Genomic DNA, 14,560 nt, shown 5'->3' on the forward strand with positions numbered 1-14,560 from the left:
GCTGTGCGGGGAGAGCCGGATACCGTGAGGCGTGACTCCTGAGCCTTCGGCCGCCCACCGACCCGATCCCTACGGCGCGATGTTGCGCGGCGGCGCGGTGCCCTCGATCGTCGTCGGCGTGGTCGCGATCGCCGTGTTCACGCTGGTCGACGGCTCGCTCGGCTTCGCCGGCAGCGCCCTGGCCGCCGCCCTGGTGGTGCTGAGCACCGCCTCCACGATGCTCATCCTGCGGAAGATGGCGGGTCTGGACCCGCGCGTGGTCTTCATGGGCGCGATGGTCAGCTACTTCTTCAAGGTCATGCTGCTGGGCGTCTTCCTCGTCCTGTTCCGCAACGCCGAATGGCTGTCTCCGATCGCCTTCGCGATCACGGCGGTCGTGGTCTCCCTGGCCGGCACGATCGGCGAGATCGTCGCCTTCACGCGGGTGAAGACCTACATCTACGACGAGCCGGGCACTCCCAGCGGCGCCCGCCCGTGACCGGTCCCCGCGACGACGAGGACCGCGAGCTCTCCGTCCACGGGCAGATGGTCGCCGGTGCGCACCTGCGCCAGGGCTGGGACGCGATGGGCACGCTGCTGTCGGCGATGCTCGTGTTCGGGCTGCCGGCCTGGTGGGTCAGCGAGGCGACCGGCCAGGAGTGGGTCATGCCGGTGGCCCTGATCCTGGGGATGGCCACTGCGATCTTCACGATCTGGGTCCGTTACAGTGACCGGGGCCTGTGAGGATCACCCGCCGCGCACTGCGCGTGCACCCGTTCCCCGGGCCGCTGGCTTGCACCCAACCGCAGTTCCTGACGGAGGCTGAGTAGTGACGACCGTGGTCTCGGCCGCCGAGGAGTTCGTTCCGCCGAGTGCGCCTGATTTCTGGCAGCCGCTGGTCGGAGACGGCGCCTTCGCCCTCACCCGGTCCATGGTCGTCATGGTCCTGGTCACCATCGGCCTCGCGGTCGTGATGATGATGGCGACCCGCCGCCTGTCGGTGGTCCCGGGTCGCGGGCAGTTCCGCCTCGAGGGCATGTACGGCCTGGTCCGCAACTCGATCGGCCGCGACATCATCGGGTCGGCGCACTTCAAGCCCTACATCCCGCTGCTGTTCACGCTCTTCACGCTCATCCTGGTGAACAACCTGATGGGCATCATCCCGCCCATCCAGTTCCCGACGATGAGCCGCATCGGCTTCCCGCTGGCGCTCGCTCTCGGGGTCTACGTCGTCTACCTGGTCGCCGGCGTCCGCCGCCGCGGGCTCGTGGGCTTCCTGAAGAACCTCGTGCCCAGCGGGCTGCCCTTCTGGGTCGTGCCGGTCGTCTTCCTGCTCGAGCTCGTGACGTTCCTGATCACCCGCCCGGTGACCCTGACGCTGCGGCTCTTCGGCAACATGTTCGCCGGTCACATCCTGCTGCTGCTGTTCGCGCTGGGTGGCGAGTACTTCCTGCTGCACGGCGGCGGCCTGCTGACGGTCATCTCGATCCCGGCCTTCCTGATGTTCTTCCTGTTCACCGCGTTCGAGATCCTGATCGCGTTCCTGCAGGCGTACGTCTTCATCCTGCTGGCCTCGATCTACATCGCCGAGGTCTACGCGGACGATCACTGATCGTCTGCGGCCACAGTCCCAGACTGCACCGCCCCAGAACTGCACCACCGAGTGCGCCACCCGGTCGCACGGACTTAGTGAGAGGAACGGACACACGACATGGAAATCACTGGCGACCTCGCGATCCTCGGCTATGGCCTGTCGGCCATCGGCCCGGGCGTCGGCATCGGTCTGATCTTCGCCGCCTACGTGAGCGGCGTGGCTCGTCAGCCCGAGACCCGCGGCGTGCTGCAGACCATCGCCATCCTGGGCTTCGTGCTCTGTGAGCAGCTGGCCATCTTCGGCATCGCCCTGGCCTTCGTCTTCTCAGGGAACTGATCGACGGACCAAGGAGGACACGTGATGGGCGCGATCGACAACGCGGCCGGCGTCCTGGCCGCTGAGGGCGGCGAGGGTGGGTTCTGGGAGTCGACCTACCCGGTCATCCCGCACCCGGGTGAGCTGATCGTCGGCATCATCGCCTTCGCCGTCCTGTACTTCCTCTACAAGCGCTTCGTCGTGCCGCGCCTCGAGGCGATGCTCGACGAGCGTCAGCGCACCATCGAGGGCGGCATCGAGCGGGCCGAGGCCATGCAGGCCGAGGCCAAGGCCGCTCTCGAGCAGTACAAGTCGCAGCTCGCGGAGGCCCGCAACGAGGCCGCGCAGATCCGCGACGCCGCCCGCGCCGAGGGTCAGCAGATCATCGAGGAGCTGCGCACCCAGGCGCAGGAGGAGTCGGCTCGCATCGTCGCCCGCGGCGAGGAGCAGATCAACTCCGCTCGTCAGCAGGTCGTCAACGAGCTGCGCGGCCAGATCGGCGCGCTCGCGGTCGACCTCGCCGGCCGGGTGGTCGGCGAGTCCCTCGCCGACGACGCCCGCCGTCAGGGCACCGTCGACCGGTTCCTCGACCAGCTCGACGGCATGAACGCCGACGGTGGCCGCGACGCCGCTCTCACCGCGCCGGAGGGCAACCGCTGATGGAGGCATCCAGCCGGGTCGCGCTCGAGCAGGCGCGTGCGCGCCTGTCCGAGCGCACCCAGGGAGCCGACGGTCAGGCGCTGCTGGGGTTGGCCGACGAGCTCTTCGCCGTCGCCCGGCTCCTGCAGGCGCAGCCCTCGCTGCGCCGCGCGCTGTCCGACCCCTCGGGGAAGCCGGAGGAGCGGACGGCGCTGGCTCAGCGGCTCTTCTCCACGCGGCTGCAGCCCGCGGCCCTCGACGTCGTCGAGGTGACCGTGCACCAGCGCTGGTCGCGGCCGCTCGACCTGGTGGAAGCGGCGATGACGCTCGCCACCGAGGCTGCGCTCGACGCCGCCGACGCCCGTGGCGAACTGGACGACGTGGAGGACGAGCTCTTCCGCTTCGGCCGGATCGTCGCCGGCGACCAGGGGCTGTCGCGGATCCTCAGCGACCGTTCCGGGTCCGCCGAGGGCAAGTCGGCGCTCCTGGACCGGCTGCTCTCGGGCCGGGTCAGCCCGGTGACGGAGCAGCTGCTCCGGAACGTCCTGACCGGCTCGCACGTCGGTACAGCAGGCGTCGCGATCGAGCGGCTCTCCGATGTCGCCAGCCGGCGGCGCGGTCAGTCGATCGCCCGCGTGACCACGGCGGCACCGCTCACCCCCGCTCAGGAGCAACGGCTCACCGAGTCGCTCGGCCGCCTCTACGGGCGGACGATCGGACTGCACGTGACCGTGGACCCCACGGTGCTCGGCGGGCTTCTCGTCCAGGTGGGCGACGAGGTCATCGACGGCACGATCGCCCACCGCCTGGAAGCTGCCCGCCGGCAGCTGGCCGGCTGACCGCCCCCACTCCACAGACACGACCCCGCAGGGAAGAGGACTCAGAGCCATGGCCGAGTTGACGATCTCCGCAGACGAGATCCGCAGTGCCATCCAGAACTACGTCACCGAGTACTCGCCTGACGTCTCCCGTGAAGAGGTCGGGACCGTCACCGAGGCCGGCGACGGCATCGCGCGTGTCGAGGGCCTGCCCTCGGTCATGACCAACGAGCTGCTCGAGTTCGAGAGCGGCGTGCGAGGCCTGGCGCTGAACCTCGACGTGCGCGAGGTCGGCGTCGTCGTCCTGGGTGACTTCTCCGGCATCGAGGAGGGGCAGCAGGTCCGCCGCACCGGCGAGGTGCTCTCGGTGCCCGTCGGCGACGGCTACCTCGGCCGCGTCGTCGACCCGCTGGGCAACCCGATCGACGGCGGCGGCGACCTCGCGACCACCGGCCGTCGCGCCCTGGAGCTCCAGGCCCCCACCGTGGTCCAGCGCCAGTCGGTGCACGAGCCGATGCAGACCGGCATCAAGGCCATCGACGCCATGACGCCGATCGGGCGTGGTCAGCGTCAGCTGATCATCGGTGACCGCCAGACCGGCAAGACCGCGATCGCCATCGACGCGATCATCAACCAGAAGGACGCCTGGGCGACCGGCGACCCGGCGCAGCAGGTCCGCTGCATCTACGTCGCCGTCGGCCAGAAGGGCTCGACGATCGCCGCGATCCGCTCGGCCCTCGAGGACGCCGGCGCGATGGAGTACACGACCATCGTTGCCGCCCCGGCCTCGGAGGCCGCGGGCTTCAAGTACATCGCCCCCTACACCGGCTCGGCCATCGGCCAGCACTGGATGTACGAGGGCAAGCACGTCCTCATCGTGTTCGACGACCTCACCAAGCAGGCCGAGGCCTACCGCGCGGTGTCGCTGCTGCTGCGTCGCCCGCCGGGCCGCGAGGCCTACCCCGGCGACGTCTTCTACTTGCACTCGCGCCTCCTGGAGCGCTGCGCGAAGCTCTCCGACGAGCTGGGCGCCGGTTCGATGACGGGTCTCCCGCTCATCGAGACCAAGGGCAACGACGTGTCGGCCTACATCCCGACCAACGTCATCTCGATCACCGACGGGCAGATCTTCCTCGAGACGGGTCTGTTCAACTCCGGTGTGCGCCCGGCCATCAACGTCGGCATCTCGGTGTCCCGCGTCGGTGGCTCCGCGCAGATCAAGGCGATGAAGTCGGTCGCCGGCCGCCTGCGCCTGGACCTGGCCCAGTTCCGCGAGCTCGAGGCGTTCTCCTCGTTCTCCTCGGACCTCGACGCGTCCAGCCGGGCGACCCTGGACCGGGGCCAGCGCCTGGTCGAGCTGCTCAAGCAGGGGCAGTACTCGCCGTACTCGGTGGAGCGCCAGGTCGTCTCGCTGTGGCTGGGCACCACCGGCCGGCTCGACCGGGTCGCCGTCAGCGACGTGCGCCGGTTCGCTGACGAGTTCCTGGACTTCATCGCCCGCGGTGACAACGGCATCCTGCCGTCGATCAGCAGCAGCAAGAAGCTCGAGGACGACACCGTGAGCAGCCTGGAGCGGGCCGTCGAGGCCTTCTACGGCCAGTTCACCACCTCTGACGGCGAGTCGCTCGTGAACGAGCCCGAGGCCGAGGCCATGGACGCCTCGGAGCGGGGCCAGGAGCGCGTCCAGGTCAAGAAGAAGGCCTGACCCATGGCCGGTAACCTCCGCGCGCTGCGGCGCCGCATCCGCTCCACGCGGTCGACGAAGAAGATCTTCTCGGCCCAGGAGCTGATCGCCGGCGCCCGCATCGTGCGTGCCCAGGCCCGGGTGGAGGCCTCGAAGCCCTACGCCCGGGAGATCACGCGCGTGCTCTCGGCGCTGGCCTCGTCGGCGTCGCTGGACCACCCACTGCTCACCGAGCGGGAGAGCCCCAAGCGGGCGGCGGTCCTCGTGATCACCTCCGACCGCGGGTTCGCCGGCTCGTACAACGTGAACGTGCTGCGGCGCACCGAAGAGCTGCTCGGCCTGCTCCGGCAGGAGGGCAAGGAGCCGGTGCTCTACGTCGTCGGCCGCAAGGGCGAGACCTACTACCGGTTCCGCGAGCGCGACGTCGAGCAGACGTTCACGGGCTTCTCCGAGCAGCCCGGCTATGCCGACGCGCAGGAGGTCGGGCAGGTCCTCATCGAGGCCTTCACCTCTGGCGAGGACGACACCGACGGCGGCGCCGGTGCCGACGGCATCGCCGGTGTGGACGAGTTGCACATCGTCTTCACGGAGTTCCGTTCCCTGCTCGCCCAGGTCCCGGTCGCCAAGCGGATGGCTCCGCTGGAGGTCGAGGAGGTCGAGGAGTTCGACTACGAGCGCGAGGACCGCGAGCAGGGCGTCGCCAAGGACGACGGCCTGCAGGCGGCCTACGAGTTCGAGCCGTCGGCCGAGGGTCTGCTCGACGCCCTGCTGCCGAAGTACGTCACGACCCGCATCTACGCGGCGATGCTGGAGGCCGCGGCCTCCGAGTCGGCGTCCCGTCGGCGGGCCATGAAGTCGGCGTCGGACAACGCCGAGGAGCTGGCGAAGAACCTCTCGCGCCAGGCCAACCAGATCCGCCAGGCAGACATCACGCAGGAGATCAGCGAGATCGTCGGCGGCGCCGACGCTCTGGTGTCCTCCGGCGCCAACGACTGACCCCCGAACGAACCCCCGAGCCCCAGGGCAGGAGAGCACTACAGATGACCGTCACCGAGGACCGTCCGTCCACCCAGCAGACGCAGGCCACCGGCCGCGTCACGCGGGTCACCGGGCCGGTCGTCGACGTCGAGTTCCCCCGCGACGCGATGCCCGACCTGTTCAACGCCCTGAAGGTCGACGTCACGCTCGCCGACCTCAGCAAGACCCTGACCCTCGAGGTCGCGCAGCACCTCGGCGAGAACGTCGTCCGCACCATCTCGATGGCGCCGACCGACGGCCTCGTCCGTGGCGCCGAGGTCACCGACACCGGCAAGCCGATCTCGGTCCCCGTCGGTGACGTCACCAAGGGCCACGTCTTCAACGCCCTCGGCGAGTGCCTGGACGAGCCCGGTCACGCCGCCGACGCGCTGCACTGGGGCATCCACCGCCAGCCGCCGCGCTTCGACCAGCTCGAGGGTCGCACCGAGATGCTGGAGACCGGCATCAAGGTCATCGACCTGCTGACGCCCTACGTGGCCGGCGGGAAGATCGGTCTGTTCGGCGGTGCCGGCGTCGGCAAGACGGTCCTCATCCAGGAGATGATCCGTCGTGTCGCGCAGGAGTTCGGTGGTGTGTCGGTGTTCGCCGGTGTCGGCGAGCGCACCCGTGAGGGCAACGACCTCATCACGGAGATGACCGAGTCCGGCGTCATCGAGTCCACCGCGCTGGTCTTCGGCCAGATGGACGAGCCGCCGGGCACGCGTCTGCGCGTCGCGCTCTCCGCGCTGACGATGGCGGAGTACTTCCGCGACGAGCAGAACCAGGACGTGCTGCTCTTCATCGACAACATCTTCCGGTTCACCCAGGCCGGCTCGGAGGTGTCGACCCTGCTGGGCCGCATGCCTTCCGCCGTGGGTTACCAGCCGACGCTGGCCGACGAGATGGGTCAGCTGCAGGAGCGGATCACCTCGACCCGGGGTCGCTCGATCACCTCGATGCAGGCGATCTACGTGCCCGCCGACGACATCACGGACCCGGCGCCGCACACGACCTTCGCCCACCTGGACGCCACGACGAACCTGTCGCGGCCCATCTCGGAGAAGGGCATCTACCCGGCCGTGGACCCGCTGGACTCCACCAGCCGGATCCTCGACCCGCAGTACGTGGGCGAGGAGCACTACTCCATCGCCCAGCGCGTGAAGCAGATCCTGCAGCGCTACCAGGAGCTGCAGGACATCATCGCGATCCTCGGCATCGACGAGCTCGGCGAAGAGGACAAGGTCACAGTCAACCGGGCTCGGCGCATCGAGCGCTTCCTCTCGCAGAACATGTTCGTGGCCGAGGCGTTCACGGGTCAGCCCGGCTCCTTCGTGCCGCTGTCGGAGACCCTCGAGGCGTTCAAGGCGCTCACCGAGGGCAGCTACGACCACCTGCCCGAGCAGGCGTTCTTCATGTGCGGTGGCCTCGAGGACCTCGAGCGCAACGCGGACAAGCTCAAGAAGAGCTGAGCCAGCAGTAGTTCGTCCCGACGGCCGGGTCCCCTCGGGGGGCCCGGCCGTCGCGCTTTCCGGTGGCTGCTCGGCGCGGGCCGTCGCCCGATCGGGTGATTCACGTCGCACGGCGCTACGGAACGCGCCCGTTCCTGCCGAACATCTCCGCAGGCGCGCCCGAGGATCGGGCGCCGGATCGAGGGGCCACGTGGAGCGGGAGAGCACGGTGCTGCGATTCCCCGAACGGGACAGCAGCGACTGGACCTGGCCCCCGTATGCCCCGCTCGCGGTCGAGGCGTCGGCGTTCGACACCGACCGCTGGGCCCCTGCCACGTGCGTGCGGCACCCGTGGGTCCGCGTCGGTCGCTGGACCCTGCTCTACCGCCGCGCCGTCTAGACGACGGGTCACCGTTCCCGCCGTGAAGGGTGGCCGTTCCAGCCGCCACGGTGCGCGGATACAGTGGGAACCCCGTTCGTTCAACCGAGGAGTGTCGTGGCGACCCTGCAGGTCGAGTTGGTGGCCGTCGAGCGCAAGATCTGGTCCGGCGAGGCCACGACCGTGATCGCCCGCACCACCGAGGGCGAGCTCGGCATCCTGGCCGGCCACGCACCCGTGCTGGCCCAGCTGGCCGACGGTGGCGTCGTCACGATCCGCACCACCGAGGGCGAGGACCTGGTCGTCGCCGCGCACGGTGGCTTCCTCTCCATCACCGGTGAGGGCGTCTCCATCCTCGCCGAGACCGCGGAGATCTCCTCCGAGATCGACGTGGAGCGGGCGCGCGAGGCCCTGCGTCGCGCCGAGGGCGAGAAGGACGACCCCGACGCGCAGGCCGCTGTGCGCCGCGCGCAGTCCCGGCTGAGGGCTGTCGGCGAGACCGTCTGACCTCGTCGGGTCGCGGGAGTAGCACGGCATGACCACGGCCCTGCTGATCCTGCTCGGTGTCCTGCTGCTGCTGGTCGTCGTGGTCTTCCTGCTGCGCCGGCGCTTCCTGCTCTCCGGGCTCGGCGCGGTCACCATGTGGCTGCGGCCGGAGGGTTCACCCCGCTGGTCGGTGGGCGTCGCCTGGTACGGAGGCGACGCGCTGCTCTGGTACCGGGCGCTCTCGCTGTCGGTGCGCCCCCAGCAGCGGCTGTGCCGGGCCGACTTCCGCGTGCTCTCGCAGCGCTCCGCGGGCCGGGACGACCTCGCCCTGCCCGGCGACGTCGTCGTGCTGGAGTGCAGCACCGCCCTGGGCCCGCGCGGGCTGGCGATGGAGTCCTCGACCCTGACCGGCTTCCTCTCCTGGGTCGAGTCCGCGCCACCCGGCAGCTGAAGAAGGACCACCCTTCCCCCACGCCTCGCACGCTCGACGCGGGTCCTGTGCCAAGGGTGGCCGTTCCAGTCAGGTCACCTGGCCGCGCGCTGGGCGTGGACACCGCTGTGGGCGCCCGGCTCCCAGAGGATGTCGCCGTCGGGGTTGGCCACCCGCGACAGGATGAAGACCAGGTCCGACAGCCGGTTCAGGTAGCGCGCCGTCTCGGCGTTGGTGACCTCCGGCTCCACCTCGAGCAGCGCCCACACGCTGCGCTCGGCCCGGCGCACGACAGTGCGGGCCTGGTGCAGGAGTGCGGCGGCCGGGGTGCCGCCGGGCAGGATGAAGCTGTCCAGCTTGGGCAGCGTCTCGTTGTAGGTGTCGCAGGCCGCCTCGAGCCGCTCGGTGTACGCCGCGGTGATCCGCAGTGGCGGGTAAGCGGGGTTCTCCGTGATCGGCGTGCACAGGTCGGCGCCGACGTCGAAGAGGTCGTTCTGGATGCTGCGCAGCAGCTCGGCGACCTCCGGATCGACCTGTCCGAGCGCCAGCGCGACGCCGAGAAGGCTGTTCGCCTCGTCGACATCGGCAAAGGCGACCAGCCGAGGATCGGTCTTCGCGACCCTGCTCATGTCGCCCAGGTGCGTCTGACCGGCGTCTCCGGTCTTGGTGTAGATGCGGGTCAGCCGGATCGTCATGGCAACAGCGTAGGAGAAGGCGGCGACGCCTCCCATCCCGTGCATGCCGGCGGAGGGTCTCGGCGGCAGCGCCACCGTAGGGTGGTCCGGTGGATTGCTTCGAGGTGACCGGCGGCGTGCGGCTGACCGGACGTGTCCGGGTCACCGGTGCCAAGAACAGCGCGCTCAAGCTCATGGCGGCGGCGCTCCTCGCCACCGGCCGGACGACGATCCACGAGGTTCCCGACATCCTCGACGTCACGATCATGAGCGAGGTCCTGCGGCGCCTGGGCTGCGACGTCTCCTACGAGCGGATGCCCGGCAGCGGCGGCGGCGGCCGGCTCACCATCGACGTGCCGGAGAAGCCGTCGACGGAGACCGACTACGACCTGGTCCGGCGGATGCGCGCCTCGATCAACGTCCTCGGCCCGCTGGTCGCGCGATGCGGGTCGGCGCGCGTGGCGCTGCCCGGGGGCGACGCGATCGGCTCGCGCGGCCTCGACATGCACATCTCCGGGCTGGAGCGGCTCGGCGCCACGATCATCAGCGAGCACGGCTTCCTCGTCGCGACCGCGCCGCGGCTGACCGGCGCCTCCATCTGGCTGGACTTCCCGTCCGTCGGCGCGACCGAGAACCTGGTGATGGCCGCCGTCCTGGCGCAGGGCACCACCGTCGTCGACAACGCCGCGCGGGAGCCGGAGATCGTCGACCTGTGCCGGATGCTCGCCGCGATGGGTGCGCGCATCGACGGCGCGGGCACGTCCACGATCACCGTCGAGGGCGTCGAGTCGCTGAACCCCGTCGAGTACACGACGGTGTCGGACCGGATCGTGGCCGGCACCTGGGCGATCGGCGCGGTCATGACCCGTGGGGACGTCGTCATCGAGCGGGCGGTCGCCGAGCACCTGAGCGTGGCCCTGGACAAGCTGACCGACGCGGGGGCGAGCATCGAGAAGGTGCCCGAGGGGCTCCGCGTGATGATGGACGACCGCCCCCGGTGCGTCGACGTCGTCACCCTGCCGTTCCCCGGTTTCCCGACCGATCTGCAGCCGATGGCCGTGGCCCTGGCCGCCGTCTCGACCGGCACCGCGCTGATCACCGAGAACGTGTTCGAGGGCCGGTTCATGTTCGTGAACGAGCTGGTGCGCCTCGGCGCCGACATCCGGATCGACGGGCACCACGCCGTCGTCCGCGGGCGGGAGCGGTTCTCCAGCGCCCCGGTGCTCGCCAGCGACATCCGCGCCGGCGCCGGGCTGGTGCTCGCGGGGCTGTGTTCCGACGGCGTCACCGAGGTGCAGGACGCCTACCACGTCGACCGTGGCTACCCCGACTTCGTCGAGCAGCTGCGCGGCCTGGGTGCGCAGGTGGAACGGACGCAGCGGCCGGACTAGCCGCCGCCGGGGAAGGCGGCCGCGAGCGCCCGTGCGCGGTCGGCGTCCTCGGGGAAGACCAGCACCTCGGCCCGGTGCGCGCCGGGGAAGCGGACGGTGGACCGGATCCCCGCGTCGGAGAGCAGCGCGCGCAGCTGGAGCGCGGACTCCCGCCGGCTGAGCGTCGCCACACGGGTGAGCAGCCCGTCGTCGACCGGTGACGGGGCGGCGGAAGCGCGGCCGGTGAAGGCCCAGCGGGTGAAGAGGAGCAGCAGCCCGAGCACGGCGACCACCACCAACGGACCCATCACGTCGTACGGCACGACTTCCCCTCTCCCCACCCCGATCGAGTGTGCCACCGCACACCTGGCGCCGGCGGGGCTGCTACCGGCCGGTAACCGCCCTAGACTCCCGCGACATGCCGTTCCCTTCAGAGCCGAAGGAGCGCGACCGCCCCTGGGTCATGCGCACCTACGCCGGCCACTCCTCGCCGGCCGAGTCCAACGCCCTGTACCGCCGCAACCTGGCGAAGGGTCAGACCGGCCTCTCGGTCGCCTTCGACCTGCCCACGCAGACCGGGTACGACCCCGACGACGAACTCGCCCGCGGCGAGGTCGGCAAGGTCGGCGTACCCGTCACGCACATCGGTGACATGCGCGCGCTCTTCGACGGCATCCCGCTCGACGAGATGAACACGTCGATGACCATCAACGCGACCGCCATGTGGCTGCTCGCGCTGTACCAGGCGGTCGCCGAGGAGCACGGGCACGACGTCTCCAAGCTCGCCGGGACGACGCAGAACGACATCATCAAGGAGTACCTGTCGCGGGGGACCTACGTCTTCCCGCCGGCGCCCTCGATGCGGCTGATCACCGACATGGTCGCCTACACGGTGACGACCATGCCGAAGTGGAACCCCACCAACATCTGCAGCTACCACCTGCAGGAGGCCGGGGCGACGCCGGAGCAGGAGATCGCCTACGCGATCAGCACCGCGATCGCCGTCCTCGACTCGGTGCGCGACTCCGGGCAGGTGCCGCAGGAGAAGTTCGGCGAGGTCGTCGCTCGCATCTCCTTCTTCGTCAACGCGGGCGTCCGCTTCGTCGAGGAGATGTGCAAGATGCGCGCCTTCACCCAGCTCTGGGACGAGCTGACGAAGGAGCGCTACGGCGTCGAGGACCCCAAGCACCGCCGCTTCCGCTACGGGGTCCAGGTGAACTCACTGGGCCTCACCGAGGCGCAGCCGGAGAACAACGTCCAGCGCATCGTCCTGGAGATGCTCGCCGTCACCCTCTCCAAGGACGCCCGCGCCCGCGCCGTGCAGCTGCCGGCGTGGAACGAGGCGCTCGGCCTGCCCCGGCCGTGGGACCAGCAGTGGTCGCTGCGCCTGCAGCAGGTGCTCGCCTACGAGACCGACCTGCTCGAGTACGAGGACCTGTTCACCGGGTCGGTCGTCGTGGAGAAGAAGGTCGCCGACATCGTCGAGGGCGCCCGGGCCGAGATCGCCCGCGTGCAGGAGATGGGCGGCGCGGTGGCCGCGGTCGAGTCCGGCTACATGAAGGGCCAGCTCGTCGCCTCGCTGGCCGAGCGGCGCCGCCGGATGGAGAGCGGTGAGGACGTCGTCGTCGGCGTCAACAAGTTCGACACCACCGAGCCCAACCCGCTGACCGCCGACCTGGACACCGCGATCATGACGGTCGACCCGGCCGTCGAGGCCGCCGCCCAGGAGGCGGTGCAGAAGTGGCGCGCCGAGCGCGACCCGGAGCCGGTGAAGAAGGCTCTGGACGCCCTGCGCGAGGCCGCGAGCAGCGACGTCAACCTGATGGCCGCCACCCTCGACTGCGCCCGCGCGGGCGTGACGACGGGGGAGTGGTCCGGCGTGCTGCGCGAGGTGTTCGGGGAGTACCGGGCGCCGACCGGCGTCTCGGCCGCCTCCGGCGGCGGCGAGGCCGACGAGAGCCTGATCGACGTCCGCGAGCGGGTGCGGGCCACCGGCGAGGAGATCGGCGGACGGCTGCGCTTCCTGGTCGGGAAGCCGGGCCTGGACGGGCACTCCAACGGTGCCGAGCAGATCGCCGTCCGCGCCCGCGACGCCGGGTTCGAGGTCATCTACCAGGGCATCCGCCTCACCCCGGCGCAGATCGTCTCCGCCGCGGTCGAGGAGGACGTGCACGTCGTCGGGCTCTCCGTGCTCTCCGGCTCGCACCTGCAGGTGGTGCCGGCGGTGCTCCAGGGCCTGAAGGACGCAGGTCTGGACGACGTCCCGGTGGTCGTCGGCGGGATCATCCCCGACAGCGACGCCCGGCGGCTGCGCGAGCAGGGCGTCGCCCGCGTCTTCACGCCCAAGGACTTCGGGCTGAACGACATCATGGGTTCCGTCGTCGACGTCATCCGAGAAGCCAACGGTCTCGGCGACAAGGTGCCTGCCGGCGTGTGACGACGCCGGCCTCCACGCAGCAGGGGGGCGCGGACCGTGCGTCCGCGCCCCCGGTGCTGGGGGCCGTGCTGTGGACCTTCGCCGTCGTCGGCATCGCCGACCTGGCGTACCGGTCCTACGTCGCGACCCGCGACGACGTGGACTTCCGGGCGTTGTACGACGGCGCGAGCCGCTTCGTCGAGGGCGGGTCGGTCTACGCGGACCCGTACTTCCTGCTGACGCCCAGCGGGCTGTTGGCGATGGTCCCGTTCGGCCTGCTGGACCGGGACGCGGCGTTCGCCGTCTGGAACACCCTCTCCCTGGCCGCGGCAGCCGCGGGCGTGGCCCTGAGCCTGCGGTTCGCCCGGGTGCCGCTGCGCAGCCCGATGGCGGCAGGGCTGCTGCTCGGGCTCTCGCTGACCCCGCCACTGACCCAGACGCTGATGTTCGGGAACCTCAACAACAGCCTCCTCCTGGCTCTCGGGGCCGGCTGCCTGCTCGCCCTGCGGGACGACCGGCGCGCGCTGGCCGGGGTGCTGCTCGGGCTGTCCCTGGCGCTGAAGCCACTGCTCGTGCTCGTCCTGGTGATCCCTCTCCTGCGCAGGCAGTGGGCGACGGTGGCCTGGGCGCTCGCGCTGCCGGCGGTCCTCAACGTCATCGGCTTCCTCGTGACGCCGTTCCGGGAGGACTTCCTGGAGGTCACGGTGCCGGCGCTGCTCAGCGCCCGTCCCGACTTCAACTCCTCGCTGTGGGCCATCGGCGCCTTCTTCGACGTCCCGGAGCCCGTCGTCGTCGTGGTCCGGGTCCTCGTCGTCCTGGGAGCGCTGCTGGCGGCCTGGCGGCTGCGGGCCGCCGACGACCCGGTGCTGCGCCTCGCCTCGGCGTACGGCGTCCTGCTGCTCGCCACGTTCCTGAGCGCGGCGCTCGCCCAGGGCTACTACGCGCTGCTGCTCGTCCCGTTGCTCGTCACCGCCGGGCGGCCGGGATCGCCGCTCGCGTCCCCGCTCGCCTGGATCGGGGTGGTGCTGTTCGCCGGCGGAGACGAATGGAAGATCGCCGGCTCCCCGGACCTCGTGGCGGCGATGACGCAGGTGCGACCGGCGCTGGGCTGGGCACTGCTCCTCGCCGTGCTCGCAGTCGCCGCCTTCCGCCGGCCCGGGGGACGGCACGCGCCCGGCGTCCCGGCACCCGAGCGGGTGAACCCCGGCACACCCGGAATGCCGGGAGGTCCGGGCGCACTGACCTAGCCGTGCAGAACATCTGGGGACTGACGCGGCGTCGCATCGTCGACAACTGCCGCGTGACGGTCGA

General features: G+C 70.7%; 17 protein-coding genes. 15 read left to right on the top strand and 2 right to left on the bottom strand.

The genetic code is table 11. The features are described from left to right. Positions 1 to 31 precede the first annotated feature (31 nt). The 12 genes from LBW97_RS15780 to LBW97_RS15835 all read left to right on the top strand — a co-directional run bounded on the left by LBW97_RS15780 (position 32) and on the right by LBW97_RS15835 (position 8,810). Entirely contained in the window at positions 32 to 478 is a 447-nt protein-coding gene (locus LBW97_RS15780; protein WP_224500309.1) for a hypothetical protein, read from the top strand. Further along, positions 475 to 723, top strand: coding sequence for a hypothetical protein (locus LBW97_RS15785; RefSeq protein WP_224500310.1), 249 nt, complete (start codon positions 475 to 477; stop codon positions 721 to 723). Before LBW97_RS15780 ends, LBW97_RS15785 begins: the two co-directional genes overlap by 4 nt. A gap of 85 nt (positions 724 to 808) precedes the next feature. Beyond that, the gene (gene atpB / locus LBW97_RS15790; RefSeq protein ID WP_224500311.1) at positions 809 to 1,591 is read left to right on the top strand and encodes a F0F1 ATP synthase subunit A; all 783 of its coding nucleotides are present in this window, start codon (positions 809 to 811) and stop codon (positions 1,589 to 1,591) included. A 99-nt stretch (positions 1,592 to 1,690) separates the two neighbouring features. Further along, a complete protein-coding gene (locus LBW97_RS15795; protein ID WP_224500312.1) occupies positions 1,691 to 1,909 on the top strand; it encodes an ATP synthase F0 subunit C in 219 nt (72 codons plus the stop codon). A gap of 24 nt (positions 1,910 to 1,933) precedes the next feature. Then, positions 1,934 to 2,548, top strand: coding sequence for a F0F1 ATP synthase subunit B (locus LBW97_RS15800; RefSeq protein ID WP_224500313.1), 615 nt, complete (start codon positions 1,934 to 1,936; stop codon positions 2,546 to 2,548). Beyond that, positions 2,548 to 3,366 (top strand): F0F1 ATP synthase subunit delta, encoded by an 819-nt coding sequence (locus LBW97_RS15805; RefSeq protein ID WP_224500314.1) that lies wholly within the window; start codon positions 2,548 to 2,550, stop codon positions 3,364 to 3,366. The genes LBW97_RS15800 and LBW97_RS15805 overlap by 1 nt, the downstream gene beginning before the upstream one ends. 49 nt (positions 3,367 to 3,415) lie before the next feature. Then, positions 3,416 to 5,050, top strand: a complete 1,635-nt coding sequence (gene atpA, locus LBW97_RS15810) for a F0F1 ATP synthase subunit alpha (RefSeq protein WP_255601249.1) — start codon at positions 3,416 to 3,418, stop codon at positions 5,048 to 5,050. 3 nt (positions 5,051 to 5,053) lie between these two features. After that, entirely contained in the window at positions 5,054 to 6,025 is a 972-nt protein-coding gene (locus LBW97_RS15815; protein WP_224500315.1) for a F0F1 ATP synthase subunit gamma, read from the top strand. 44 nt (positions 6,026 to 6,069) lie between these two features. After that, the gene (gene atpD / locus LBW97_RS15820; protein ID WP_224500316.1) at positions 6,070 to 7,515 is read left to right on the top strand and encodes a F0F1 ATP synthase subunit beta; all 1,446 of its coding nucleotides are present in this window, start codon (positions 6,070 to 6,072) and stop codon (positions 7,513 to 7,515) included. Between the two features lie 190 nt (positions 7,516 to 7,705). Further along, the gene (locus tag LBW97_RS15825; RefSeq protein WP_224500317.1) at positions 7,706 to 7,894 is read left to right on the top strand and encodes a hypothetical protein; all 189 of its coding nucleotides are present in this window, start codon (positions 7,706 to 7,708) and stop codon (positions 7,892 to 7,894) included. Between the two features lie 96 nt (positions 7,895 to 7,990). Next, entirely contained in the window at positions 7,991 to 8,380 is a 390-nt protein-coding gene (locus tag LBW97_RS15830) for a F0F1 ATP synthase subunit epsilon (protein ID WP_224500318.1), read from the top strand. 28 nt (positions 8,381 to 8,408) lie between these two features. Further along, positions 8,409 to 8,810 (top strand): DUF2550 domain-containing protein, encoded by a 402-nt coding sequence (locus LBW97_RS15835; RefSeq protein WP_224500319.1) that lies wholly within the window; start codon positions 8,409 to 8,411, stop codon positions 8,808 to 8,810. A 74-nt stretch (positions 8,811 to 8,884) separates the two neighbouring features. Here the strand turns inward: LBW97_RS15835 and LBW97_RS15840 are convergent, their stop codons facing one another. Continuing rightward, positions 8,885 to 9,484 (bottom strand): cob(I)yrinic acid a,c-diamide adenosyltransferase, encoded by a 600-nt coding sequence (locus tag LBW97_RS15840; protein WP_224500320.1) that lies wholly within the window; start codon positions 9,482 to 9,484, stop codon positions 8,885 to 8,887. 89 nt (positions 9,485 to 9,573) lie between these two features. Here LBW97_RS15840 and murA point away from each other — a divergent pair, with 89 nt between their 5' ends. Continuing rightward, entirely contained in the window at positions 9,574 to 10,854 is a 1,281-nt protein-coding gene (gene murA / locus LBW97_RS15845) for a UDP-N-acetylglucosamine 1-carboxyvinyltransferase (protein ID WP_224500321.1), read from the top strand. Here the strand turns inward: murA and LBW97_RS15850 are convergent. Continuing rightward, positions 10,851 to 11,156: a hypothetical protein gene (locus LBW97_RS15850; protein ID WP_224500322.1), complete on the bottom strand. Its 306-nt coding sequence runs from the start codon at positions 11,154 to 11,156 to the stop codon at positions 10,851 to 10,853. The two genes, murA and LBW97_RS15850, sit on opposite strands and share 4 nt — an antisense overlap. Before the next feature lie 95 nt (positions 11,157 to 11,251). Between LBW97_RS15850 and LBW97_RS15855 the strand changes: the two genes are divergently transcribed. Both LBW97_RS15855 and LBW97_RS15860 read left to right on the top strand, forming a co-directional pair. Continuing rightward, a complete protein-coding gene (locus LBW97_RS15855; RefSeq protein ID WP_224500323.1) occupies positions 11,252 to 13,270 on the top strand; it encodes a protein meaA in 2,019 nt (672 codons plus the stop codon). Then, positions 13,267 to 14,496, top strand: a complete 1,230-nt coding sequence (locus LBW97_RS15860; protein ID WP_224500324.1) for a glycosyltransferase family 87 protein — start codon at positions 13,267 to 13,269, stop codon at positions 14,494 to 14,496. The genes LBW97_RS15855 and LBW97_RS15860 overlap by 4 nt, the downstream gene beginning before the upstream one ends. Positions 14,497 to 14,560 lie beyond the last annotated feature (64 nt).

The organism is Blastococcus sp. LR1 (genome assembly GCF_020166105.1).
GTDB lineage: Bacteria > Actinomycetota > Actinomycetes > Mycobacteriales > Geodermatophilaceae > Blastococcus.

Excerpts from the sequence above, each read along its gene's own strand:
- LBW97_RS15795 (WP_224500312.1), top strand. The coding sequence starts at position 1,691 with ATGGAAATCACTGGCGACCTCGCGATCCTCGGCTATGGCCTGTCGGCC.
- LBW97_RS15800 (WP_224500313.1), top strand. The coding sequence starts at position 1,934 with ATGGGCGCGATCGACAACGCGGCCGGCGTCCTGGCCGCTGAGGGCGGC.
- LBW97_RS15805 (WP_224500314.1), top strand. The coding sequence starts at position 2,548 with ATGGAGGCATCCAGCCGGGTCGCGCTCGAGCAGGCGCGTGCGCGCCTG.
- atpA (WP_255601249.1), top strand. The coding sequence starts at position 3,416 with ATGGCCGAGTTGACGATCTCCGCAGACGAGATCCGCAGTGCCATCCAG.
- LBW97_RS15815 (WP_224500315.1), top strand. The coding sequence starts at position 5,054 with ATGGCCGGTAACCTCCGCGCGCTGCGGCGCCGCATCCGCTCCACGCGG.
- atpD (WP_224500316.1), top strand. The coding sequence starts at position 6,070 with ATGACCGTCACCGAGGACCGTCCGTCCACCCAGCAGACGCAGGCCACC.
- LBW97_RS15835 (WP_224500319.1), top strand. The coding sequence starts at position 8,409 with ATGACCACGGCCCTGCTGATCCTGCTCGGTGTCCTGCTGCTGCTGGTC.
- LBW97_RS15840 (WP_224500320.1), bottom strand. The coding sequence starts at position 9,484 with ATGACGATCCGGCTGACCCGCATCTACACCAAGACCGGAGACGCCGGT.
- LBW97_RS15855 (WP_224500323.1), top strand. The coding sequence starts at position 11,252 with ATGCCGTTCCCTTCAGAGCCGAAGGAGCGCGACCGCCCCTGGGTCATG.